Origin of the sequence: Cellulomonas alba (assembly GCF_030362835.1) — a bacterium.
Classification (GTDB): domain Bacteria; phylum Actinomycetota; class Actinomycetes; order Actinomycetales; family Cellulomonadaceae; genus Cellulomonas; species Cellulomonas alba.
This window is the reverse complement of the sequence record NZ_JAUCGQ010000004.1, coordinates 42,604-65,192: the sequence shown is the minus strand read 5'-3', so window position 1 is coordinate 65,192 and position 22,589 is coordinate 42,604. Positions and strand designations below refer to the sequence as shown.

The following is a 22,589-nucleotide window of genomic DNA, read 5'->3' as shown; positions in this document are numbered from 1 at the left end:
CAGCACAATGGGCTCGTGGCCGACGATCACCGCTTCCCCCGCTGGGTGTTCGGCGTCGGCCAGGAGCCCGACGCGCGGTTCTCGCTCGCGAACGAGCGCACGTTCCTCGCCTGGATCCGGACGTCGCTCGCGCTGCTCGCGGCCGGCGTCGCGCTCGAGGCGCTGGACCTGCCCATCGAGCGGCACGTGCGGCTCGCTGCGTCGATCGTGCTCGTGAGCCTCGGGGTCCTGGCGCCGGTCGCGGCGTGGCTCGGCTGGGCCCGGGGCGAGCGCGCCATGCGCCAGGGGCGGCCGCTGCCCGCGCCGACCGGGTTCGCGCTGCTCGTGGTCGGCGTCCTGGTGGCGGGGCTGCTCGTGCTGATCGGGCTCGTCGCCGCATGAGCGGCGCGGACGAGGACCGGCCGGGCGGCCTCGCGCCGGAGCGCACGCGCCTCGCGTGGCGCCGGACGGGGCTCGCACTCGCGGTCGGGTCGGTCGCGATCGGCCGGATGCTGCAGGACGTGATCGGCGCGGCGGCGTGGGTCCTGGCCGTGGTCGCGTCGGCTGCGTCGGCGACGCTCGTCGCGGCGGCCTACCGGCGGTCGCCGGACTCGCACGCGGGCCGCGCCGGCGGGCGGCTCGTCACCGTCTGCGCGGCGGGGCTCGTGCTCGTCGGGCTCGGCGCGCTCGTCGTGGTCCTCACGGGTGGTCTCGGGGGCCGGCAGCTGTTCTGACGCGGGTCGGCGCGGGCGTCAGGGCACGCGCGCGGTCCACGCGGGGTCGGTGAACTTGGTCCGGCGCAGGTCCTCGGCGCGCGCGAGCTCGTCGGCGCGGAGCTCGCCGTCGATCGTCGGGTACCGACCGCGGAAGTGCTTCGCGAACGCCTCGATCACGTCCTCGCGCGGCAGCTGCGTCTGCGAGCGGACGGGGTCGACGCGCTTGGCCGCGCTCGCCGTGCCCTTGTCGGACAGCTTCTCGCGGCCGATGCGGAGCACCTCGAGCATCTTCGCGGCGTCGATGTCGTACGACATCGTGACGTGGTGCAGCACCGCTCCCCCGGCGAGCCGCTTCTGCGCCGAGCCCGCGAGCTTGCCCGCCGGCGAGGCGATGTCGTTCAGTCCGCTCAGCGACGCGTCGACGCCGACGTCCGCGAGCGCGCCGAGCACCCACTGGTTGAGGAACGCGTACGACTCCTCGAACGACATGCCGTCGACCAGCGACCCGGGCACCACCAGCGAGAAGGTGATGCAGTTGCCCGCCTCCATGAACATGGCGCCGCCGCCCGAGATGCGCCGGACGACCGTGACGCCGTACCGCTGCGCCGCCTCGAGGTCCACCTCGTTCCGCAGCGACTGGAACGAGCCGATGATCACCGCCGGCTCGACCCACTCCCAGAACCGCAGCGTCGGGCCGCGCCGGCCGGCGGCGAGCTCCTCGGTGAGCACCTGGTCGAGCGCGGTGTGCAGCGCAGGCGGCAGCGGCCCGGGGTGGATCAGCTCGAACGTGTGGTCGGCCCAGGTGGTCGAGTGGCCGAGCGCACGGCGCACCGCGACGGCGACAGCGCGCGCGTCGAAGCCGACCATCGCCACGGGACCGGGCAGCGCGCCGTCGGCCTGCGCGCCGTCGAGCGCCGCCGTCAGCGCGTCGGCGAGCCGGCCGGTCGGCGTGTCGGACGCGAGCCCGTCCAGCGTGCCCGACAGCACGCCCAGCGCCTCGTCGGGCTCGAGGAAGAAGTCGCCGCTCACGCTCGCGTTCGCGAGCCGCCCGTCCACCACGTCGACGTCGACCGCCACGAGCTTGCCACCGGGCACCTTGTACTCACCGTGCACGGCTCCACCCTAGGTGGGCTCGTCAGGGCAGCGTCGCGACCGCCGCGACGGCCTGCTTCTGCACCATCGCCGAGAGCGACAGCGGGTCGCCGAGCGTCGCGAGCGCGGAGTCGGTGTCCGTGCCGCCGGGCGCCGACGCGGTCCACGTCACGATCGCGTTCCCCACGAGCATCTGACCGTGGAACCCGGGCGTCTGGGCGGTGCCGCGCAGCACCTGCTGCACGATCGACGGGTACACGCCCTGACCCTCGATGGCGGGCTGGGCGTCCCACGGGTCCGTCGCGCCCGACGTGGTCGTCACGGTGAACGTCGGGCACGCGTCGATCGTCGTCACGAGCCTGCTGAACGCGGTCTGCGCCGCCGCGGGCGTCGGCAGGAGCGTCACGCTCTGCTCGAACGCGAAGCCGGGGTTGGTCCACGAGCGGGCGTCGAACGCCGCGGGCTTGGCCGCCACGACCGTCACCGCCGTCGTGCACGTCGAGGGCGTGACGGTGGACCCCGCCGGCAGGCCCCACGGACGGCTGCCCGCGGTGACACCGGGAACCACGCCGGGCGCCGCCGCCGGCACGTCGGCGACGAGCTGCTGAGGCGGGACGAAGAGGGTCGCGAGCGTCTTCGCGTCGAACCGCGCGTCGGAGCCCGGGGGTGGCGCCGGGGTCGTCTCCGTCGGCGTGGGCGACGGGGTGGCCGGCGTCGTCGTCTCGGACGCGTGCGTGCCCGTGACCTGCGGCTCCGTCTCGATGCCCTCCCACGGCTGCACGACGAGCAGCGCGAGCCCGACCACGACGGCCACGACGGCGAGCACCCACCACCAGCGGGACCTGCCGCGGGCGTCGGGCGTCCGCGGGTCCGTGCCCGACACAGGGGCTCCTCTCGCTCGCTCGCGGCGCGGGGGCGCCTCTCGTCGAGGCTAGGCCGCGCGGCGCGAACCGTGCCAGCGCCCGTGCGGGTGGACTCCCGCGCGCGTCAGCGCGGGTGGACGCGCCGGGTCAGCGCGGGCCGACGCCGGCGTTGCGCAGGCCCCAGATCGTCGCGTCGGTGAGCGCCTCCCACGACGCCTCGAGGAGGTTCGGACCGACGCCGACCGTGCTCCACGACGTCTGGCCGTCCGTCATCTCGATGAGCACGCGCGTGACGGCGTCGGTGCCCTGCATGGAGTCGAGGATGCGCACCTTGAAGTCGATCAGCTCGAACGGCTCGAGCTCCGGGTACACGCGCATCAGGCCCTGGCGGAGGGCGTGGTCGAGCGCGTTGACCGGGCCGTTGCCCTCGCCCGTCGTCACGATGCGCTCACCGCCCGCGTGCAGCTTGACCGTCGCCTCGGCCGTCGCGGGAGCTCCTCGGCCGCCGACGCGCTCGACGATCGAGCGCCACGACTCGACGCTGAAGTACTGCGGGCGCCGGCCGTCGATCTCCTCGACGAGCAGCAGCTCGAACGACGCGTCCGCGGCCTCGTAGGTGTACCCCTCGGCCTCGGCGGCCTTGACGCGGTCGGTGACGCGCGAGAGCAGCTCCGGGCGGCCCGAGAGGTCGAAGCCGAGCTCACGGCCCTTGAGCTCGATCGACGCGCGCCCCGCCATGTCGGAGACGAGCATCCGCATGTCGTTGCCGACGCGCGCCGGGTCGATGTGCTGGTAGAGGTCGGGGTCGACCTTGATCGCCGACGCGTGCAGGCCCGCCTTGTGCGCGAACGCGCTCGCGCCGACGTACGGCTGCCGGGCGAACGGCGAGATGTTCGTGATCTCGGCGATCGCGTGCGCGATCCTCGTCAGCTCCGCCAGGCCGCCGGGGTGCTCGTCGTCGCGCGCGAGCACCGGCAGGCCGTACTTGAGCTCGAGGTTCGCGACGATCGACAGCAGGTCGGCGTTGCCCGTGCGCTCGCCGTAGCCGTTGACGGTGCCCTGCACGTGGGTGCAGCCCGCCTCGACCGCGGCGAGGGTGTTCGCCACGGCGCAGCCCGAGTCGTTGTGCGCGTGCATGCCGAGGATCGCGTCGGGGCCGACCTTGTCGCGCAGCTCGGTGACGATCTCCGCGACCCACGCGGGGACCATGCCGCCGTTGGTGTCGCAGAGCGCGACGACCTCGGCGCCGGCCTCGAACGCCGCGAGCACGGCGGCCGTGCTGTACGCGGGGTCGAACCGGTACCCGTCGAAGAAGTGCTCGGCGTCGACCACGACGCGGCGCCCCTCGCGCACCAGGAAGCGCACCGTGTCCGACCACATCGCGAGGTTCTCCTCGCCCGTCGTGCGCAGCGCGCGCTCGGCGTGCCGCAGGTCGCTCTTGGCGACGAGCGCGACGACCGGCGCCTCCGAGTCGACCAGCGCACGCACCTGCGGGTCGTCCGCCGCACGGGTGCCCGCCTTGCGCGTCGAGCCGAACGCCGCGAGCTCCGCGTTGCGCAGGTCCAGCTCCTTCGCGGCGCGCTTGAAGAACTCGGTGTCCTTCGGCACCGCGCCCGGCCAGCCGCCCTCGATGAAGCCCACGCCGAGCTCGTCCAGCAGCGGGGCGATCGCCAGCTTGTCGGCGACCGAGAGGTTCATCCCCTCCTGCTGCGCGCCGTCGCGCAGCGTCGTGTCGTAGACGTGGAACGGGCTCGTGAGGCTCACGGTGTGCTCTCTTCGTGCGGGGGCTGCGCGGTGCTCGGGGCGGTGCTGCTCGATCGTCGGCGGCCGGGGTGGCGCCACCAACAAAAAGACCCCCCGGGGTACGGGAGGTCAGCGCGTCGGCGGGTGGGCCGACGCGCTACTCGATAATCGAGGTGAAGGCGGTCACGGGCTCATCGTGGCACACGGCGCACGATGCGGTCACGCGTTCCGCTGGGTGGACCACCGGCCTCGCGACCCGGCAGCGCGGGCGGGCCCCACCGGCCGGGCGGGAGGTCGCCCGTCCGGGTGGGAGCGCTGCGCCGGGCGGCGCGCCCGGCCCGTCCCGGTTAGCGTGGATCGGACCGGGCGTCGCCCTCCCGCCGCTCGGCCGAACGACGAGGAGGCACGCCATGTCCGTCCCCCCCGACCCTCGCGACCCGCTGCCGCCGACGCGCAGGCAGCCGGCCGTGCCGCCGCCGTCGGTCGAGCCCGCCGGGTACGCCGACCCGCGCTACGCCGCGCCCGCGCCCGCCCCCGCCGCCTACGGCGACCCCGCGTACCCCGAGCCCGCCCCGGTCGTCCGGCCGGTCGCGTCGTCGCGCCTCGTCATCGACGCGGGCCGGTACTGGGCCGGCGTCATCGCGACCGCCGTCGTCGGCGCTCTGATCGGCGCGGTCGGCGTGCTGGTCGTCGAGCAGATCATCGACATCCAGCTCGTCACCCAGTCGGTCTTCTCCGACTCGCACACCGCGGAGTACACGCTCGGGGGCGCGGTCGCCGGCGCGGTCGCGGGCGTGCTGCTGTACCTGCTCGCGATCGCCGCGCCGCGCCCCACCGCGTTCTTCGGCTGGATCATGGCGCTCGCGACGGTCGTCGCAGCCCTGCTGCCGTTCACCTGGACGAGCACGACCGAGCGCGCGGTCGCGACCGGCCTGCTCAATCTCGTGATGGGCATCGCGATCTGGTCGCTGCTCTCGGGCGTGCTCGCCTGGACCGGACGGCTGCAGACGACGACCGTCTGAGCGGCTCGGCGCGGGAAAGGCGGCCGTCAGGCGAGGCGGTGCATCCAGCCGTGGGGGTCGGCGCCGCGGCCGTACTGGATGTCCGTGAGCTGCTCACGCACGCGCGACGTCACGTCGCCCGCGCCGCCGTCGGCGACCGTCAGGTCGAAGTCCGCGCCGCCGAGGCGGCCGATCGGCGTGATCACCGCGGCAGTGCCGCACGCGAACACCTCGCGGACCGCGCCGGACGCGATGTCGGCGCGCAGCTGCGCCAGCGGCAGCTCGGCCTCCCGCACCTCGTGGCCGGCGTCGGCGAGCAGCCGCAGGATCGACGAGCGCGTCACGCCCTCGAGGATCGAGCCCGACAGCGCGGGCGTCACGACCGAGCCGTCGGCCCGGACCGTGAACACGTTCATGCCGCCGAGCTCCTCGACGAACGTGTTCGTCGAGGCGTCGAGGAAGCAGACCTGCTCGAAGCCCTTGTCGTACGCCTGCTGCTGCGGCAGGAGGCTCGCGGCGTAGTTGCCGCCGCACTTCGCCGCGCCGGTGCCGCCTGCACCTGCGCGGTGGTAGTCCTCCGCGACCCAGATCGACACCGGCTTCACGCCGCCGGCGAAGTACGGGCCGACGGGCGAGGCGATGACGAGGAACTCCGCCTCGAGCGACGGACGGACGCCGAGGAAGCTCTCCGACGCGTACATGAACGGACGCAGGTACAGGCTCTTCTCGCCCCCGGCGGGCACCCAGTCGAGGTCCGCGGCGACGAGCGCCTCGATCGCCCCGAGGAAGTCGGCCTCGGACAGCTCCGGCAGCGCGAGCCGCCGCGCCGACCGCGCGAACCGCGCGGCGTTCGCCTCCGGCCGGAACGTCCACACCGACCCGTCCTCGTGCCGGTACGCCTTGAGCCCCTCGAAGATCTCCTGCGCGTAGTGCAGCACCGCCGTCGCGGGGTCGAGCAGCAGCGGGCCGTACTTCTCGACGCGACGGTCGTGCCAGCCCGTGCCGTGCAGGTACGAGATGCGGGCCATGTGGTCCGTGAACACGGTGCCGAACTTGGGCGAGACCAGCGCGGCCTCGCGGTCGGCCGCGGGCGTCGGGGTGTCGGTGCGACGGACGTCGAACAGCTCGGCAGACGTTGACGAGGCGACGGTGCTCATGTCGGGGGCCTTTCAGCAGGGGCTACGGAGACGGTACCTGGACGGCGCTCACCTGGACAGGCGCGCGGGCGGCGGCCGGACGGCGGGCGGGGCGGTCACACGAGGCGGTGCAGCCAGCCGTACGGGTCGGGCGCGCGGCCGTGCTGCAGGTCGGTCAGCGTCGCGCGCGCCCAGGCCGTCAACGGACCCGGTGAGCCGTCACCGACCGTCAGGTCGAACCCGTCTCCTGCGAGCCGGCCGACCGGCGTCACGACCGCCGCCGTGCCGCACGCGAGCACCTCGACGACCTCGCCCGAGCGCAAGCCGTCGACGACCTCGGCGAGCGGCAGCCGCCGCTCGGACACACGGTGTCCGGCATCGGCCAGCAGCCGCAGCAGCGACGCGCGCGTCACGCCGGCGAGGATCGTGCCGCCGAGCGGCGGAGTCACCACCTCGCCGTCGGCGCGCACCACGGCGACGTTCATCGTGCCGATCTCCTCGAGCAGCGACCCGGTCCGGGCGTCGAGGTAGCAGACCTGGTCGAACCCCCGCGCGGCCGCGTCGACCTGGGGCGCGAGGCTCGCCGCGTAGTTGGCGCCGCCCTTCGCGGCCCCCGTGCCGCCGCGTGCCGCGCGGTGCTGGTCGGGGCTCACCCAGATCGACACCGGCGCGAGCCCGCGCGGGAAGTAGGGTCCGGCCGGCGAGGCGATCACGACGAGCTCGGCGCGCCGCGACGCGCGCACGCCGACGAACGGCTCGGACGCGAACAGGAAGGGCCGCACGTACAGGCTCGCCTCGTCGCCCGCGGGCACCCAGGGTGCGTCCGCACGCACGAGCGCCTCGACGGCCGCGACGAAGTCGCTCTCGGGCAGCTCCGGCAGCGCGAGCCGCCGGGCCGACTCGCGCAGCCGCCGGGCGTTCTCCCGCGGGCGGAACGCCCACACCGAGCCGTCGGCGTGGCGGTACGCCTTGAGGCCCTCGAAGACCTCCTGGCCGTAGTGCAGCACCGAGGTGGCGGGGTCGAGCGTCAGCGGTCCGTACGGCTCGACGCGGTGGTCGTGCCAGCCGCGTTCGGCGTCCCACGAGACGCGCGCCATGTGGTCGGTGAAGTACCGGCCGAAGCCCGGCTCGGCGAGCGCGGCCGCGCGGGCCTCGTCGGAGGCGGGCGAAGTGGACCGGCGGAGCGGGAACACGGGTGCTGCGGGTGCGGTGGTGGTCATGATCGGGCCTTTCACACGGGTCGACGAGGAACCGGGTGAGACGGCCGGGGTGGAGCTGGTCGGGCCCGCGCGGGCCCGTCGGCGATCAGCCGGCGATGCGCGCGGCGAGGTCCTTGCCCACCTCGGCCGTCGACCGTACTCGGCCGTCGCGCTCGGCGAGGTCGGCCGCGACGGCGGCCTCGACGCGACGCGCCTGCTCGGGCAGGCCCACGTGGTCGAGCAGCAGCGCGACGGACAGCACGGTGGCGGTCGGGTCGGCCTTGCCCTGGCCCGCGATGTCGGGGGCCGAGCCGTGCACGGGCTCGAACATGCTCGGGGCCGTGCGGTCCGGGTTGATGTTCGCGCTGGCCGCGAGGCCGATGCCGCCCGTGATCGCCGCGGCGAGGTCGGTGAGGATGTCGCCGAACAGGTTGTCCGTGACGATGACGTCGAACCGGCTGGGGTTCGTCACGAGGAAGATCGTCGCGGCGTCGACGTGCAGGTAGTCGACCGTGACGTCCGGGAACTCGGCGTTGACGGCCTCGACGGTGCGGCGCCACAGGTGGCCCGCGTGCACCAGGACGTTGTGCTTGTGCACGAGCGTCAGCTTCTTGCGCGGGCGGGCCGCGGCACGCGCGAACGCGTCGCGCACCACCCGCTCGACGCCGAACGCGGTGTTGACGCTGACCTCGTTGGCGACCTCGTGCGGCGTGCCGACGCGGATCGCGCCGCCGTTGCCGACGTACGGGCCCTCGGTGCCCTCGCGCACGACGACGAAGTCGACGTCGCCGGGGTTCGCGAGGGGGCTCGTCACCCCGGGGAAGAGCTTGCCGGGCCGCAGGTTCACGTAGTGGTCGAGCGCGAAGCGGAGCTTCAGCAGCAGGCCGCGCTCGAGGACGCCCGACGGGACGCTCGGGTCGCCGATCGCGCCGAGCAGGATCGCGTCGTGCGTGCGGATCGCGTCGAGGTCGGCGTCCGAGAGCGTCTCGCCCGTCGCGTGCCAGCGGCGCGCGCCCAGGTCGAAGTCGGTCGTGCTGACCGTGGTGCCCGTGCCCGCGAGCGCGGCGTCGAGGACCAGCAGGCCCTGCTCGACGACCTCGGTGCCGATGCCGTCACCGGCGACGACGGCGAGGTTGAGGGTGCGGGGGGCGGTGCTCGCGGACATGTGCCCACCCTAACCCGCGTCCCACCTCATGAAACGGCCGTCTCAGCGCACGGACGCGCCGGCGGCGGGACGCGGCCTCCCGCGCCCGCCGCCTCCGCGTCTCAGCGCAGGCCGTCGAAGAACGCGACCACGTCGGCCACGAGCACGTCGGGCGCCTGGTGCGCGGCGTAGTGCCCCGGCGTGTCCGCGACGGTCCACCGCACGATGTTCGCGTGGTCGCGCTCGGCGAACCGGCGGATGCCGAAGAAGTCGTGCGTCGAGCCGAGCAGCGCGATCGGCACCGTGGTCGGCCCCTCGGGCGCCGGCCCCTGGGTGGCGGTGTCCTTGTAGAAGCGGATCGCGGACGCCGCCGTGCCGGTGAACCAGTACAGGGCCGCGTTCGCGACGACGAACTCGGGGTCGACGTCCATGAACAGCTGACCGTTCCAGCCCAGCAGCCCCGCGGGCGAGTCGACGATCGCGTGCCCGACGGTCGCCGGCTGCTGCGAGTGCAGCACGTTGAACGCACCGAGGTTCTCCCAGAACCAGCCCAGCTGCGCGAGCGCCGCCTGCTCCTCCTCCGTCAGGTCGGCGAGCTCGGCCGGGTCGCCCGACGGGAACGAGAAGAGCTGGGTGACGTGGACGCCGACGACGTGCTCGGGGTCGAGCCGGCCGACCTCCGGCGAGATCATCGAGCCACCGTCGTTGCCGACCGCGCCGTACCGCTCGTACCCGAGGCGACGCATGAGCTCGACCCAGGCGCGCGCCGTGCGCTGCACCCCCCAGCCCTGCTCGACGGTCGGGCCGGAGAACCCGAAGCCAGGCAGCGACGGCACGACCACGTCGTAGCCCGCCGCGACGAGCGGGTCGATCACGTCGAGGTACTCGACGACGGACCCGGGCCAGCCGTGCGTGAGCACCAGGCCGACGGCGTCCGGGCGTCCGGACCGCACGTGCAGGAAGTGGATCTGCTGCCCGTCGATCTCGGTGACGCGCTGCGGGTACGCGTTCAGCCGCGCCTCGAGGGCGCGCCAGTCGAACGCGGTGCGCCAGTGGTCGGCCCACGCGCAGACGCGGCCGACAGGCACGCCGTACGCCTCCTCGGCGCCCGGGATCTCCGGCGACCACCGCGTGCGCGCGAGGCGGTCGAGGACGTCGTCGACGTCGGCCTGCGGGACCTCGACGCGGAACGGGCGGATCTCGGTGCTGGTGGTCGTCGCGGACATCGCCGTCTCCCTCGTGTGCGGAACGGAATGGATTGTTCCGTTTGACTTGAGACTAGCGGAACGGATCGTTCCGTTCAAGTGCTATCGTCACGCTCGTGACGACTCCGCTGAGCGGCCGCAAGGCGCAGGCCGCGCGCAACGACGAGACGATCCTCGCGGCCGCACGCGCGGTGTTCATGCGCTCCCCCGGCGCCCCCGTCGCGGCGGTCGCCCAGGAGGCGGGCGTCGGCGTCAGCGCGCTGTACCGGCGCTACGCGAGCAAGGAGGAGCTGCTCGCGACGCTCTGCGCCGACGGCCTCGACCGCTTCATCGCGGTCGCGCGCGCCGCGCAGCAGCACGACGACCCGTGGGACGCGTTCGCCGCCTGGGTGCGCGGCGTCATCGAGGAGGACGTCCACTCGCTGACCGTGCACCTCGCCGGGACGTTCACGCCGACGCCCGCGCTCGGCGAGCTGTCGCAGCAGGCGATCACGCTCGGCGAGGAGATCTTCGACCGGGCCGTGGCGGCCGGCGTGCTGCGCGACGGCCTCGAGGTCGGCGACGTCACGATGATCTTCGAGCAGGTCACCGCGGTGCGGGTCGCCGACGCCGCCCGCACGACCGAGCTGCGCCGGCGCTACACCGAGCTGCTGCTCGACGCCGTGCGCCCGGCCGCCGCCAGCGCGCCGCTGCCCGCGAGCGCGCCGACGGGCGCCGAGCTCGGCGAGCGCTGGGTCCCGCGCGACCGCTGAGCCGGGTCAGTCCACCGGGGGCGTCGGTCCCGCCGTGGGGTACACGAGCTCGTAGGTCTCGGTGACGGTCTCGTCCGTGACCACGACGTCGGTGGTGCGGATCAACGCGCGCGGCTCGCCCTGGGCGTCGAGCACGATCGCGACGGCACCCACCTGCGGCAGGTCGTCCGGGCCGAACTCGGCGCGCGGCGCCGACGACGACGTCCGCGCCCCCGCCAGGATCTCCGCGGCCGCCGCATCTGCCTCCGCGCCCACGCCGTACGAGAACGAGGGCGGCGGCACGACGCCCGACGGCTCGCCGCCGAGGATCGGCTCGAGCTTGCCGAAGCCCAGGTGCCCACGCGCGGCCTGCCAGAACGCCGAGATGCGGTCGTCCCCGTCGGCGGGGATGCCGGCGTCGGCGTACTCGTCGTCGTCCGTCGGGATGGTCACGTCGTCGGTCATCGTCGCCCTTCCTGGTCGGTGCGGCCCATCCTTGCGCAGCACGGCGCGCGGCGCACCGCCCGGGCCGGTCGCGCCCGGGATGCCCTCGTCCGCGGGGTCAGCGCAGCGCCGCCTCGACCGCGACGTCCATGTGCCGGTAGCCGACCGTCTCGTACCCGACCACGACCACGGCCGGCGCGAGCGCCGTCACGACCAGGCACCACCCGAGGCTCGCGCCGGCGAACGCGAGCCCCAGCGCCAGCGCCAGGACCGCGGTCGTGCCCGCGAGCAGGACGAGGTGGAACGGGTCGAGCGACCGGACCAGCGCCGCGTACAGGACGAAGTAGGCGACCGTGGCGACGAGCACCGGGACGGCGACGGTGAGCACAGCGCCGGGTACGCCGATCGCGGCGTCCCCCTCGACGACGTAGGCCGCGACGTGCAGCCCCGCCCCCATCGCGGCGATGGCGCTGAACAGGACGATGCCGCCGTAGCCCCAGGCCCACGCCCGGCCGCGATGCCGCTGCAGGATGGCGCCTGCGGGCACGACGAAGAAGCTCCACCACATGCCGAACGCCAGACCCGTCCCGGCCACGACGACGAGCACCGCCTCGACGCTCCAGCCGGCCCGGCCGACGACGGCGGACACGGCGGTGATCGTGCCGAGCACGACCTCGCCGAGCGTGATGAGCGCGAACAGCCCGTAGCGCTCCGCGATGTGGTGGGCGTTCCACGGCGGCAGCCCGCCGACGCGCTGCGCGGCGACCGGCCCGCCGAGCTCGAGCGCGTACAGCACGACGAGCGCCGGCAGCAGCACGCCCGACGGCGGTCGCGTCACCGCGACGAGCACCCAGCCGACCTGGGCGACACCGATCGACGCCGCCATCGTGACCGCCGTCCGGCGCCAGATCGCGTCCTCCCGCGCGACGCGCGCCCACTGGGCCAGCATCGCGACCCGCATGACGACGTAGCCCGCGACCACGATCCCGTTGTCGAGCCGCTCGCCGTGGCCGATCGAGTCGAAGACCGCCGGCGCGCCGAGCGCGACGACCAGCACGCCGACCATCTGGACCAGCGTCGCGACCCGGAACGACCAGTCGTCCGTGTCGAACGCCGACGCGAACCACGAGAAGCTGACCCACGCCCAGCACACCGCGAACGCGACGAACAGGAACGCCACGGCCGCCCGGCCCGCCTGCCCCTCGGCGACGAGGTGCGCCGCCTCGTCGCCCGTGACGGCGAAGGCCGCCACGAAGGTCAGGTCGAACAGCAGCTCGAGCGGGGTCGCCGTCCGGCCGGTCTCCGCCGGGTCGCGGCCGACCATCCGACGCAGGCCGTGCGGCCGGGCGGCGGGGCTCATGGCGACAGGCTAGGGGTATGCCGAGGGCCGGCCCCCGGGATGTGGGGACCGGCCCTCGGCCGTGGCGTCTGCCGTCTGGGCAGCCCGCTGTGCTTGTCGGTCGGGAAGGCGCGCGGCCCGTACCTCCGGTCAGCGCGCCGCCGAACCCTCCGTGCTTGTTGGTCGGGTTCGGCTCTGCGCCGACCTCCGGCACGTGCCGCGCTGCGCGCGGCCCGTACCTCCGGTCAGCGCGCCGCCGAACCCTCCGTGTAGTCGCTGTCCGAGGGCTTCACCCACGCGAACAGCTTGCGCAGCTCGCGGCCGACCGGCTCGATCGGGTGGTTCTGGCCCTTCGCGCGCAGCGCCTGGAACTCCGGGGCGCCCGCGTCCTGGTCCGCGATGAACCGCTGCGCGAAGGCACCCGACTGGATGTCCGCGAGCACGGCGCCCATGTTCGCCTTGACGTCCGGCGTGATGACGCGCGGGCCCGAGACGTAGTCGCCGTACTCGGCCGTGTCCGAGACCGACCAGCGCTGCTTGGTGATGCCGCCCTCGAAGATGAGGTCGACGATCAGCTTGAGCTCGTGCAGCACCTCGAAGTACGCGACCTCGGGCTGGTAGCCCGCCTCGGTGAGCGTCTCGAAGCCGTACTGGATCAGCTGCGACACGCCACCGCAGAGGACGGCCTGCTCGCCGAACAGGTCGGTCTCGGTCTCCTCGGTGAACGTGGTCTTGATGCCGGCGGCACGCAGGCCGCCGATCGCCTTGGCGTACGAGAGCGCGAGGTCCCACGCGTTGCCCGACGCGTCCTGCTCGACCGCGACGATGACCGGCACCCCACGGCCGTCGACGTACTCGCGGCGCACCAGGTGACCCGGGCCCTTGGGGGCGACCATGAGGACGTCGTGGCCCTCGGCCGGCTTGATGTAGCCGAACCGGATGTTGAAGCCGTGGCCGAAGACGAGCGCGGCGTCGGACTTGAGGTTGGGCTCGATCTCGTCGCGGTAGACGATGCGCTGCACCTGGTCGGGCGCGAGGATCACGACGACGTCGGCCTCGCGGACCGCGTCGGCGACGGTGGCGACCTTGAGGCCCTGGTTCTCGGCCTTCTCGCGGCTCGCCGAGCCCTCGCGCAGGCCGACGGTCACGTCGACGCCGGAGTCGCGCAGGTTGAGGCTGTGCGCGTGCCCCTGGCTGCCGTAGCCGATGACGGCGACCTTCTTGGACTGGATGATCGACAGGTCGGCGTCGTCGTCGTAGAACAGCTCGGCCACGATGGGTCTCCTCGGTTGATTCTTCTGGACTGCGGGATCGGAAGTTCAGGCGGAGCGCGACACGCGCTCGAGCGCACGGTCGGTGATGGAGCGCGAACCGCGGCCGATGGCGACCGTGCCGGACTGCACGATCTCACGGATGCCGAAGGGCTCGAGCGCCGCGAGCAGGGCGTCGAGCTTGCCCGGACCGCCGGTCGCCTCGATGACGACGGTGTCCGGCACGACGTCGACCACGTGCGCGCGGAACAGCTGGACGACCTCGAGCACCGACGTGCGCGACGCCGCGTCGGCGCGGACCTTGACGAGCAGCAGCTCGCGCTGGACCGACGCGTCGTTCTCGAGCTCGACGATCTTGATGACGTTGATGAGCTTGTTCAGCTGCTTCGTCACCTGCTCGAGCGGCAGCTGGTCGACGTCGACGACGACCGTGATGCGGCTGATCTCGTCGTGCTCCGTCGGGCCCACGGCGAGCGAGTGGATGTTGAACGAGCGGCGCGCGAACAGGCCCGCGACGCGCGTCAGGACGCCCGGCTTGTTCTCCACGAGAACCGACAGCGTGTGCCTCGTCATGGTGGTCAGTCCTCCGTGTCCGTGGGTCGAGCTGGGGCTGCGTTCCGCGTCATCTCGCCTCAGTCCTCCCGGTCCCACGCCGGGCTGATGCCCCGGGCGTACTGGATGGCGTCGTTGCTCACGCCGGCGGCGACCATCGGCCACACCATCGCGTCGCGGGACACCGTGAAGTCGACGACGACGGGCTGGTCGTCGATCTCGAGCGCGCGCTTGATGGTGGCGTCGACGTCGGCCTTCGTCTCGCAGCGCAGGCCCACCGCGCCGTAGGCGTCGGCGAGCTTGACGAAGTCCGGGATGTGCACGGTGCCGTGGCCCGTGTGCAGGTCGGTGTTCGAGTACCGCGACTCGTAGAACAGCGTCTGCCACTGCCGGACCATGCCCAGCGAGCTGTTGTTGATCACCGCGACCTTGATCGGGATCTCGTTGATCGTGCAGGTGGCGAGCTCCTGGTTGGTCATCTGGAAGCAGCCGTCGCCGTCGATCGCCCACACCGTGCGGTCGGGCTGGCCGACCTTGGCGCCCATCGCGGCGGGCACCGAGTAGCCCATGGTCCCGGCGCCGCCGGAGTTGAGCCACGCGTTCGGGCGCTCGTACTTGATGAACTGCGCGGCCCACATCTGGTGCTGGCCGACACCGGCGACGTAGATCGCCTCGGGTCCCGACAGCTCGCCGATGCGCTGGATCACGTACTGCGGCGCGAGGTGGCCGTCGGAGGGCTCCTCGTAGCCGAGCGGGAACGTCTCGCGCCACGCGTCGAGCTGCTTCCACCAGGCCTCGAGGTCCGGCAGGCCGTGCTGACCCTGCTCGCGCTGGAGCTCGGGCAGCAGGTCGCCGAGGACCTCCTTGAGGTCGCCGACGATCGGCACGTCGACCGCACGGTTCTTGCCGATCTCGGCAGGGTCGATGTCGGCGTGCACGATCGTCGCGCCCGGAGCGAAGCTCGAGAGCTGACCCGTGACGCGGTCGTCGAAGCGGGCGCCGAGGGCCACGACGAGGTCCGCCTTCTGCAGCGCCGCGACCGCCGCCACCGTGCCGTGCATGCCCGGCATGCCGAGGTGCTGCGGGTGCGTGTCGGGCAGCGCGCCGCGCGCCATCAGCGTCGTCACGACCGGCGCACCGGACGCGTCGACGAGCGCGCGCAGCTCGGCGGCCGCGCGGGCCCGGATCACGCCGCCGCCGACGTACAGCACGGGACGGCGCGCCGTCGCGAGCAGGCGGGCCGCCTCGCGGATCTGCTTGGCGTGCGGCTTGGTCACCGGGTGGTAGCCCGGCAGGTTGATGTCGGTCGGCCACGAGAACGTCGTCATCGCCTGCATCGCGGACTTCGCGATGTCGACGAGCACCGGGCCGGGGCGGCCCGAGCCGGCGATGTGGAACGCCTCGGCGATGGTGCGCGGGATGTCGTCCGGGTTGGTGACGAGGTAGTTGTGCTTCGTGATCGGCAGCGTGATGCCGACGATGTCGGCCTCCTGGAACGCGTCCGTGCCGATGAGCGACGCACCGACCTGGCCCGTGATCGCGACCATCGGGACCGAGTCCATGTGCGCGTCCGCGATCGCGGTGACGAGGTTCGTCGCGCCCGGGCCGCTCGTCGCCATGCAGACGCCGACGCGACCGGTCGCCGACGCGTACCCCTCGGCAGCGTGGCCGCCGCCCTGCTCGTGGCGCACCAGGATGTGGCGGACCTTCTTCGAGTCCATCAGCGGGTCGTACGTGGGGAGGATCGCGCCGCCCGGGATGCCGAACACGACGTCGACGCCGGCCTCCTCGAGCGACCGCACGATCGACTGCGCACCCGTGACGACCTCGCCCGCGGGCGCGGACGAGGCGGACGGCGCAGCGGGCGCGGCGGCCCGCTGGGCGACGACCTGGCCGACGCCTGCGGTGCTCGCGCCGGCCGCCGGCGCGCCGGGCGCGGGCGGGGCGGGCGTACGCGGCGGTGCCGGGTGGGGGCCCTGGACCATCGTTGTCTCCCTGGGGTCGATGCGAGGTGTGCGGGACAAACAAAAACCCCTCGGGCCACAGACGGCCTATCGAGGGGTGAGCGCGCGCGACGAGACCTGTGCGAGGGCCTCAGCCGGCGCGCTCAGGAAGTACTACGAGGAGGATCGTCTGCACGCGGTCGACCTTACGTCACCGTAGGTTGGATGTCACGCCGTCTCAGATCGTGGTTCACGTGTCCGCGATCCGGATGCAGACGAGGTCGGGGCGCGGCCGGCGGTCCGGTGACGCTCGCGCCGCCCGCCAGGCCGACGCCTCGACCGTCGCTCGTCAGGAGACGTCGCGGACGCGGAAGACGACGAGACCCGCGACCGCGACGACGGCCGCCACGACGGCGAGGACGAGACCGCCCTGCAGCCCCCTCACCACGTGCTCGACGTCCTGCACCGAGCCGCCGCCGGTGAGCTGGGGGTCGGCCACCCACTGCGGCACCGTGTACGGCGCGCTGCCCTCGACCCACGCGCGCACGTTGAGCCCGAGGGTCAGCGGCCGCGCCCGCGCCCAGGCCAGTGGGGCGACCACCTCCACGGACAGCACCCACCACAGCGCGATGCCCATCACGGCCGCGACGTGGCGCAGCGCGAAGCCGAGGCCCGCGCCGACGACGGCCGCGAGCGCCCCGAGCACCGCGAGCCGGCCGGCGACGCCGGACGCGGCCCAGCCGTTCCCGTGCAGCCGGTGAAGCACCGCGAACGCCGCCAGCGTCCCGCCCGCGCCGACCAGCGCACCCAGCAGCCCGACGAGCGCACCCCCGACCCCCGCGGCCGCGACCTTGGCCCGGAACGCCCGGCCACGCGGCGCGACGAACGTCAGCCACAGGCCCATCGAGCCCGCGCCGAACTCCGCGGTCACGAGGCTCGCGCCGAGCAGCAGCGCGCCGATCACCACGGGGCTCGCGAGAGAGCCGAGGTACGGCATCCCGTCGTCGTCCCACGTCGGCTCGTACGGGACGTAGTTCTCGAGCTCCGGCGCGAAGAGGTCGCAGTCGAACGGCTCGAAGCCCTTGGCCTTCATGTCGCGGTTCCGCTTCTCGCAGTCGTCGCGACCGCCGTCGAGCCACGCCGCCCGGTCCTGCTGGTAGCTCTCGTGCGCGGCGGCCACCTCGGCGGGAGTCGGCGTGCGGGCCTCGCGCCAGGCGTAGACCGCGACGCTGGCCGAGACCGCTGCCACCACGACGAGGACGAGCCACGTGAAGCGTCGCACGCGCAGACGCACCAGCTCGGCGCGCAGCACGCCGCTCACGAGCCGACCTCCGCCGGGTCGCGCACCGCGGCCGGCCCGGAACCCGCCGTCAGCGCCAGGTACGCGCTCTCGAGGTCCGGTCGCAGCACGGTCAGCTCCTCGGGATAGAGCCCGACCCCGGCGAGGACTCGGGACACGTCCGCGGCCGGCGGCGGGTCCGTGACCACGACGGCGCCGCCGTCGACGTGCGCCGACCACCCGTGCCCCGCGAGCGCCAGGGCGGCGCGCTCCGGATCGGCCACCCGGACGCGCAGGCGCGGCGCGCCGCGGGACGCGAGCAGGTCGTCGAGCCGCCCCTGGGCGACGAGCCGGCCCGCGGCGAGCACCGAGACGGTGTCCGCGACCTGCTCCAGGTCGCCCAGCGCGTGGCTCGACACGAGCACGGTCCGGCCCTGGTCGGCGAGGCGGCGCATGAGCGCGCGCACGTCGTGGACGCCCTGCGGGTCGAGGCCGTTCGTCGGCTCGTCGAGCACCACCAGGTCGGGCCGTCTGAGGAGCGTCGCCGCGATCGCCGCGCGCTGCTTCATGCCGAGCGAGTAGCGCCGCACCGGGTCGCGCGCGCGGTCGCGCAGCCCGACCTCGTCGAGCACCTCGTCGACCCGCGCCGCCGGGACGTCGGCCGCGCGTGCGAGGAGCTCGAGGTTGCGCCGGCCGGAGAAGGCCGGGAACAGCCGGGGCTGCTCGACCACGGCGCCGATGCGGCCGACCACCGCCGGCAGCGCGCCGGGGACGGCGTGGCCGAGCACGCGGACCGTCCCGGACTCCGGCCGCACGAGCCCGAGCAGCATCCGCAGGGTCGTGGTCTTCCCGGAGCCGTTCGGGCCAAGCAGCGCGTGCACCCCGCCGGCGGGCACGTCGAGGTTCAGGCCCCGGACCACGGGGACGCGGGTCAGCGGGAAGCGCACATAGCTCTTGGTGAGCCCGCGCAGCTCGACCGCGAGCTCGTCCATGGCGTCGTCCCCCTCGGCGTCGGTGGCGCCCGAGGCTATCGATCGCGGGGCGACCCCGGGGCGTCCTCCGGCGCGGCATTCGGGTGATCCTGCGGGCCGCGCGCCCCGCGCCGGAACACCACGGCCTCCCACGGCCGCAGCCCGAGCGTCTGCCCGTCCACGACCGGCTCGCCGAGGTGCGTGAGCACGGCGTGGTCGGCGCGCAGGTGGGCGGCGGCCTCCCCCAGGTCGGCGAGCGGCACGGACCGCGCGTCGGCCGTCACGTTCACGACCACGAGCAGCACGTCGTCGCCGAGCCGCCGCGTGAACGCGTACACGTGCTCGTCGTCCGTCAGCAGCATGGTGAAGTCCCCCAGCGCGACGACCGGGTCGTCGTGGCGGAGCGCGATCAGCCGCCGGTAGTGGTGGAGCACCGAGCCGTCGTCCGCGCGCTGCGCCGCCGCGTTGATCGTCGCGTGGTTCGGGTTGACCGGCAGCCACGGCGTGCCGGTCGTGAAGCCGGCGTGCGGGCCGTCGTCCCACTGCATCGGCGTCCGCGCGTTGTCGCGGCTCATCGCGGCGAGAGCAGCGAGCAGCCGTTCGTCGTCCGTGTGGCCCGCGGCGCGCTCCTGCGCGACCCAGCGCAGCGACTCGATGTCGCGGTACTCGTCGAGCGACGTGAGGTGCGCACTCGTCATGCCCAGCTCCTCGCCCTGGTAGACGTACGGCGTCCCGCGGTGCAGGTGCAGGAGCGTCGCGAGCGCCTTGGCGGAGGCCGGCGACTCGTCGCCGAACCGGCTCACGATGCGCGGCTGGTCGTGGTTGTCCCAGTAGAGGCTGTTCCAGCCGGTCTCCGCGAGGCCCGACTGCCAGCGGCCGAACGTCGCCTTGAGGTCGGTGAGCCGCAGCGGTCGCGGGTCGAACTTGCCGCCCGGGCCGTGGTCGAGGCCGACGTGCTCGAACTGGAACACCATGTCGACCTCGGCGCGCGCCGGGTCGGTGAACAGGATCGCCTCGTCGACCGTGACGCCGGGCATCTCGCCGACGGTGAGCAGCCGGTCCGGCCTGCCGGCGAAGACCTCGCGGTGCATCTCCGCCAGGAACTCGTGGATGCGCGGGCCGCACGTGTAGAACGGGGTGCCGTCGGCGAGCACGCCGTCCTGCCCGCGCCCGTCAGGCAGGGTCCCGTCGGGTCGCACGGCCTTCGAGATCAGGTTGATGACGTCCATGCGGAACCCGTCGATCCCGCGGTCGAGCCACCATCGCATCATCGCGTAGACGGCCTCCCTGACCTGCGGTTTCTCCCAGTTGAGGTCCGGCTGCTTGGCGCTGAACAGGTGGAGGAAGTACTCCCCCGTCGGCTCGTCGTACGTCCAGACCGGTCCCGAGAAGAACGAGCCCCAGTTGGTCGGCTCGGCACCCGGACCGCCCGGCGGCAGGCCGGGCCGCGGCGGACGCCACCAGTACCAGTCGCGCTTCGGGTCGTCGCGCGACGCCCGCGACGCGCGGAACCACGGGTGCTCGTCGCTCGTGTGGTTCACGACGAGGTCCATGACGAGCTTGATCCCGCGAGCGTGCAGCGCCGCGAGCAGCTCGTCGAGGTCCGCGAGCGTGCCGAACATCGGGTCGACGTCCTGGTAGTCGCTGATGTCGTACCCGTTGTCGTCCTGCGGCGACGCGTACACCGGCGACAGCCACACCACGTCGACGCCCAGCTCCGCCAGGTGGTCGACCCGGTCGAGGATGCCGCGCAGGTCGCCGGTGCCGTCGCCGTCGGAGTCCGAGAAGCTGCGCGGGTAGATCTGGTAGACGACCGCGCGGGTCCACCACGGTGCGTCGTCGACGGTCCAGGCCATGCGTCGATCCTCGCTGGTCCGGCGCGAGCCCGCGCCCCGGCGGCCGGCGCGCCTGGCACGTGGTGGCGGCGCGCCGCCGGTCGAGCGTGAGGTGGCGGCGGCCGGGCGAGATCGCGGGGTCCGGGCGGGATCGCGGCGGGCGAGATCGCGGCGCCCGGGATCGGCGTCCGGGATCGCGGCGGGCGGGCGGGATCGCGGCGTCCGGGCGAGATCGTGCAGAACGAGCGGCCGTTCCGTCGCCCGCGGTGAGCGATCTCGCCCGCGAGCCCTGCACGACGCAGGCTCAGGCTCAGGCTCAGGCTCAGGCTCAGGCTCAGGCGAGGATCGCGCCCTTCGACGCCGACTGGACGAGCTTCGTGTACTTGGCCAGCACGCCGCGCGTGTAGCCGTGCGCCACGGGCGCCCAGTCGGCGCGCCGCGCCTCGAGCTCGGCGGCGTCGACCAGGACGTCGAGCGTCTTGGCGGCGACGTCGAGCCGGATGCGGTCGCCGTCGCGCACGAGGCCGATCGGGCCGCCGTCGACCGCCTCAGGCGCGATGTGCCCGATGCAGAGCCCGGTCGTCCCGCCCGAGAAGCGGCCGTCGGTGATCAGCATGACGTCCTTGCCGAGGCCCGCGCCCTTGATCGCGCCGGTGATGGCGAGCATCTCCCGCATGCCCGGGCCGCCCTTGGGGCCCTCGTAGCGGATGACGACGACGTCGCCCGACTGGATCGTGCCGTCCTCGAGCGCGTCGAGCGCCGCCCGCTCGCGCTCGAAGACCCGCGCCGTCCCCTCGAACACGTCGGTGTCGAACCCCGCCGTCTTGACGACCGCGCCGTCGGGCGCGAGCGAGCCGTGCAGGATCGTGATGCCGCCCGTCGGGTGGATCGGCTGACCCACCGCACGTAGCACCTTGCCGTCGGGGTCGGGCGGCGTCAGCGCCTCGAGGTTCTCTGCGACGGTCCGGCCCGTGACGGTCAGCGCGTCGCCGTCCAGCAGGCCCGCGTCGAGCAGCGCCTTCATGACGACGGGCACGCCACCGATCCGGTCGACGTCGTTCATGACGTACCGCCCGAACGGCTTGACGTCGGACAGGTGCGGCACGCGCGAGCCGATGCGGTCGAAGTCGTCGAGCGTCAGGTCGACCTCGGCCTCGTGCGCGATCGCGAGCAGGTGCAGCACCGCGTTGGTCGAGCCGCCGAACGCCATGACGACGGCGATCGCGTTCTCGAACGCGGGCTTCGTCATGATGTCGCGCGCCGTGATGCCCTGCCGGAGCAGCTCGACGACCGCCTCGCCCGAGCGCAGCGCGAACTGGTCACGGCGGCGGTCGGCGCTCGGCGGCGCGGCCGAGCCCGGCAGGGACATGCCCATCGCCTCGGCGACCGACGCCATCGTGTTCGCGGTGTACATGCCGCCGCACGCGCCCTCGCCCGGGCAGACGGCGCGCTCGATCGCGTCGCGGTCGTGCTCGCTCATGAGCCCGCGCGCGCACGCGCCGACGGCCTCGAACGCGTCGATCAGCGTCACCTGCTTCTCGGTGCCGTCCTCGAGCTTGGCGAAGCCCGGCGCGATCGTGCCGGCGTAGAGGAACACGCTCGCGAGGTCGAGCCGCGCGGCCGCCATCAGCATGCCGGGCAGGGACTTGTCGCAGCCCGCGAGGAGCACCGAGCCGTCGAGCCGCTCGGCCGACATCACCGTCTCGACCGAGTCCGCGATGATGTCGCGGCTGACGAGCGAGAAGTGCATGCCCTCGTGGCCCATCGAGATGCCGTCGGACACCGAGATCGTGCCGAACTCGAGCGGGAACCCGCCTGCCGCGTGCACCCCGCTCTTGGCCGCCTTCGCGAGCCGGTCGAGCGAGAGGTTGCACGGCGTGATCTCGTTCCACGAGCTCGCGACGCCGATCTGCGGCTTCGCGAAGTCCTCGTCACCGAGGCCGACGGCCCGCAGCATGCCGCGCGACGCGGTCGCCTCGATGCCGTCCGTGACCTGGCGGGAGCGCGGCTTGATGTCCGGGCGCGCGTCGCTGCTCGTCATGCGGCTCACTGTAGGAGCGTGGCCCGGCTCCTGCGCGGGCGCGGCGCGCCCGGCGTCATCGCGGCGAGCCCTGTGCTCGCGCGCGAGACCCGTGGTTGGAGGCAC

Annotated in this window: 20 protein-coding genes; 4 read left to right on the top strand and 16 right to left on the bottom strand. The window is 73.7% G+C overall.

The window, feature by feature from the left end:
- The first annotated feature begins 15 nt into the window (after positions 1-15).
- Together QRT04_RS16620 and QRT04_RS16615 are read left to right on the top strand one after the other, a co-directional pair.
- Entirely contained in the window at positions 16-381 is a 366-nt protein-coding gene (locus tag QRT04_RS16620; RefSeq protein WP_289456816.1) for a YidH family protein, read from the top strand.
- Entirely contained in the window at positions 378-713 is a 336-nt protein-coding gene (locus QRT04_RS16615; protein WP_289456815.1) for a DUF202 domain-containing protein, read from the top strand. Before QRT04_RS16620 ends, QRT04_RS16615 begins: the two co-directional genes overlap by 4 nt.
- 18 nt (positions 714-731) lie before the next feature.
- Here the strand turns inward: QRT04_RS16615 and QRT04_RS16610 are convergent, their stop codons facing one another.
- The 3 genes from QRT04_RS16610 to cimA all read right to left on the bottom strand — a co-directional run bounded on the left by QRT04_RS16610 (position 732) and on the right by cimA (position 4,414).
- A complete protein-coding gene (locus QRT04_RS16610) occupies positions 732-1,808 on the bottom strand; it encodes a lipoate--protein ligase family protein (protein WP_289456814.1) in 1,077 nt (358 codons plus the stop codon).
- Between the two features lie 22 nt (positions 1,809-1,830).
- Positions 1,831-2,670 (bottom strand): sensor domain-containing protein, encoded by an 840-nt coding sequence (locus tag QRT04_RS16605; protein WP_289456813.1) that lies wholly within the window; start codon positions 2,668-2,670, stop codon positions 1,831-1,833.
- Between the two features lie 127 nt (positions 2,671-2,797).
- A complete protein-coding gene (gene cimA, locus QRT04_RS16600; protein WP_289456811.1) occupies positions 2,798-4,414 on the bottom strand; it encodes a citramalate synthase in 1,617 nt (538 codons plus the stop codon).
- A gap of 389 nt (positions 4,415-4,803) precedes the next feature.
- On the opposite strand from cimA, the gene QRT04_RS16595 reads away from it, so the two are divergent.
- Complete coding sequence (locus QRT04_RS16595; protein ID WP_289456810.1) at positions 4,804-5,415, top strand: DUF6069 family protein; 612 nt, start codon at positions 4,804-4,806, stop codon at positions 5,413-5,415.
- A gap of 26 nt (positions 5,416-5,441) precedes the next feature.
- On the opposite strand, the gene QRT04_RS16590 is transcribed toward QRT04_RS16595, so the two are convergent.
- The 4 genes from QRT04_RS16590 to QRT04_RS16575 form a co-directional block, all read right to left on the bottom strand.
- Positions 5,442-6,551: a branched-chain amino acid aminotransferase gene (locus QRT04_RS16590; RefSeq protein ID WP_289456808.1), complete on the bottom strand. Its 1,110-nt coding sequence runs from the start codon at positions 6,549-6,551 to the stop codon at positions 5,442-5,444.
- Positions 6,552-6,646: 95 nt separating this feature from the next.
- Positions 6,647-7,750 carry a branched-chain amino acid aminotransferase gene (locus tag QRT04_RS16585; RefSeq protein WP_289456807.1) on the bottom strand — a complete coding sequence of 368 codons (1,104 nt, stop codon included), beginning with the start codon at positions 7,748-7,750 and terminating at the stop codon, positions 6,647-6,649.
- Positions 7,751-7,835: 85 nt separating this feature from the next.
- Complete coding sequence (locus tag QRT04_RS16580) at positions 7,836-8,894, bottom strand: 3-isopropylmalate dehydrogenase (RefSeq protein WP_289456806.1); 1,059 nt, start codon at positions 8,892-8,894, stop codon at positions 7,836-7,838.
- Between the two features lie 101 nt (positions 8,895-8,995).
- Positions 8,996-10,099 carry an epoxide hydrolase family protein gene (locus tag QRT04_RS16575; protein ID WP_289456803.1) on the bottom strand — a complete coding sequence of 368 codons (1,104 nt, stop codon included), beginning with the start codon at positions 10,097-10,099 and terminating at the stop codon, positions 8,996-8,998.
- A 95-nt stretch (positions 10,100-10,194) separates the two neighbouring features.
- Between QRT04_RS16575 and QRT04_RS16570 the strand changes: the two genes are divergently transcribed.
- The gene (locus tag QRT04_RS16570; RefSeq protein ID WP_289456802.1) at positions 10,195-10,830 is read left to right on the top strand and encodes a TetR/AcrR family transcriptional regulator; all 636 of its coding nucleotides are present in this window, start codon (positions 10,195-10,197) and stop codon (positions 10,828-10,830) included.
- Between the two features lie 6 nt (positions 10,831-10,836).
- Here the strand turns inward: QRT04_RS16570 and QRT04_RS16565 are convergent, their stop codons facing one another.
- From QRT04_RS16565 to ilvD, 9 genes are all read right to left on the bottom strand, one after another.
- On the bottom strand, positions 10,837-11,274 hold the full coding sequence (locus tag QRT04_RS16565) for an ASCH domain-containing protein (protein WP_289456801.1): 438 nt from the start codon (positions 11,272-11,274) through the stop codon (positions 10,837-10,839).
- 97 nt (positions 11,275-11,371) lie between these two features.
- Complete coding sequence (locus tag QRT04_RS16560) at positions 11,372-12,613, bottom strand: low temperature requirement protein A (protein ID WP_289456800.1); 1,242 nt, start codon at positions 12,611-12,613, stop codon at positions 11,372-11,374.
- Positions 12,614-12,837: 224 nt separating this feature from the next.
- Entirely contained in the window at positions 12,838-13,866 is a 1,029-nt protein-coding gene (gene ilvC / locus QRT04_RS16555; RefSeq protein WP_289456799.1) for a ketol-acid reductoisomerase, read from the bottom strand.
- A 45-nt stretch (positions 13,867-13,911) separates the two neighbouring features.
- A complete protein-coding gene (gene ilvN / locus QRT04_RS16550) occupies positions 13,912-14,436 on the bottom strand; it encodes an acetolactate synthase small subunit (protein ID WP_289456797.1) in 525 nt (174 codons plus the stop codon).
- 59 nt (positions 14,437-14,495) lie between these two features.
- Positions 14,496-16,400 carry an acetolactate synthase large subunit gene (locus QRT04_RS16545; RefSeq protein WP_289456796.1) on the bottom strand — a complete coding sequence of 635 codons (1,905 nt, stop codon included), beginning with the start codon at positions 16,398-16,400 and terminating at the stop codon, positions 14,496-14,498.
- A gap of 307 nt (positions 16,401-16,707) precedes the next feature.
- A complete protein-coding gene (locus tag QRT04_RS16540; protein ID WP_289456795.1) occupies positions 16,708-17,679 on the bottom strand; it encodes a hypothetical protein in 972 nt (323 codons plus the stop codon).
- The gene (locus QRT04_RS16535) at positions 17,676-18,629 is read right to left on the bottom strand and encodes an ABC transporter ATP-binding protein (RefSeq protein ID WP_289456794.1); all 954 of its coding nucleotides are present in this window, start codon (positions 18,627-18,629) and stop codon (positions 17,676-17,678) included. Before QRT04_RS16535 ends, QRT04_RS16540 begins: the two co-directional genes overlap by 4 nt.
- A gap of 35 nt (positions 18,630-18,664) precedes the next feature.
- Entirely contained in the window at positions 18,665-20,464 is a 1,800-nt protein-coding gene (locus QRT04_RS16530; RefSeq protein ID WP_289456793.1) for an alpha-glucosidase, read from the bottom strand.
- Positions 20,465-20,777: 313 nt separating this feature from the next.
- Positions 20,778-22,484, bottom strand: coding sequence for a dihydroxy-acid dehydratase (gene ilvD / locus QRT04_RS16525; RefSeq protein ID WP_289456791.1), 1,707 nt, complete (start codon positions 22,482-22,484; stop codon positions 20,778-20,780).
- Positions 22,485-22,589: the final 105 nt, after the last annotated feature.

Bases quoted from the DNA above. Each gene is read 5' to 3' on its own strand.
- QRT04_RS16615 (WP_289456815.1), top strand. From the start codon at position 378: ATGAGCGGCGCGGACGAGGACCGGCCGGGCGGCCTCGCGCCGGAGCGC.
- QRT04_RS16595 (WP_289456810.1), top strand. From the start codon at position 4,804: ATGTCCGTCCCCCCCGACCCTCGCGACCCGCTGCCGCCGACGCGCAGG.
- QRT04_RS16590 (WP_289456808.1), bottom strand. From the start codon at position 6,551: ATGAGCACCGTCGCCTCGTCAACGTCTGCCGAGCTGTTCGACGTCCGT.
- QRT04_RS16585 (WP_289456807.1), bottom strand. From the start codon at position 7,750: ATGACCACCACCGCACCCGCAGCACCCGTGTTCCCGCTCCGCCGGTCC.
- QRT04_RS16580 (WP_289456806.1), bottom strand. From the start codon at position 8,894: ATGTCCGCGAGCACCGCCCCCCGCACCCTCAACCTCGCCGTCGTCGCC.
- QRT04_RS16575 (WP_289456803.1), bottom strand. From the start codon at position 10,099: ATGTCCGCGACGACCACCAGCACCGAGATCCGCCCGTTCCGCGTCGAG.
- QRT04_RS16565 (WP_289456801.1), bottom strand. From the start codon at position 11,274: ATGACCGACGACGTGACCATCCCGACGGACGACGACGAGTACGCCGAC.
- QRT04_RS16560 (WP_289456800.1), bottom strand. From the start codon at position 12,613: ATGAGCCCCGCCGCCCGGCCGCACGGCCTGCGTCGGATGGTCGGCCGC.
- ilvN (WP_289456797.1), bottom strand. From the start codon at position 14,436: ATGACGAGGCACACGCTGTCGGTTCTCGTGGAGAACAAGCCGGGCGTC.
- QRT04_RS16545 (WP_289456796.1), bottom strand. From the start codon at position 16,400: ATGGTCCAGGGCCCCCACCCGGCACCGCCGCGTACGCCCGCCCCGCCC.
- QRT04_RS16535 (WP_289456794.1), bottom strand. From the start codon at position 18,629: ATGGACGAGCTCGCGGTCGAGCTGCGCGGGCTCACCAAGAGCTATGTG.
- QRT04_RS16530 (WP_289456793.1), bottom strand. From the start codon at position 20,464: ATGGCCTGGACCGTCGACGACGCACCGTGGTGGACCCGCGCGGTCGTC.
- ilvD (WP_289456791.1), bottom strand. From the start codon at position 22,484: ATGACGAGCAGCGACGCGCGCCCGGACATCAAGCCGCGCTCCCGCCAG.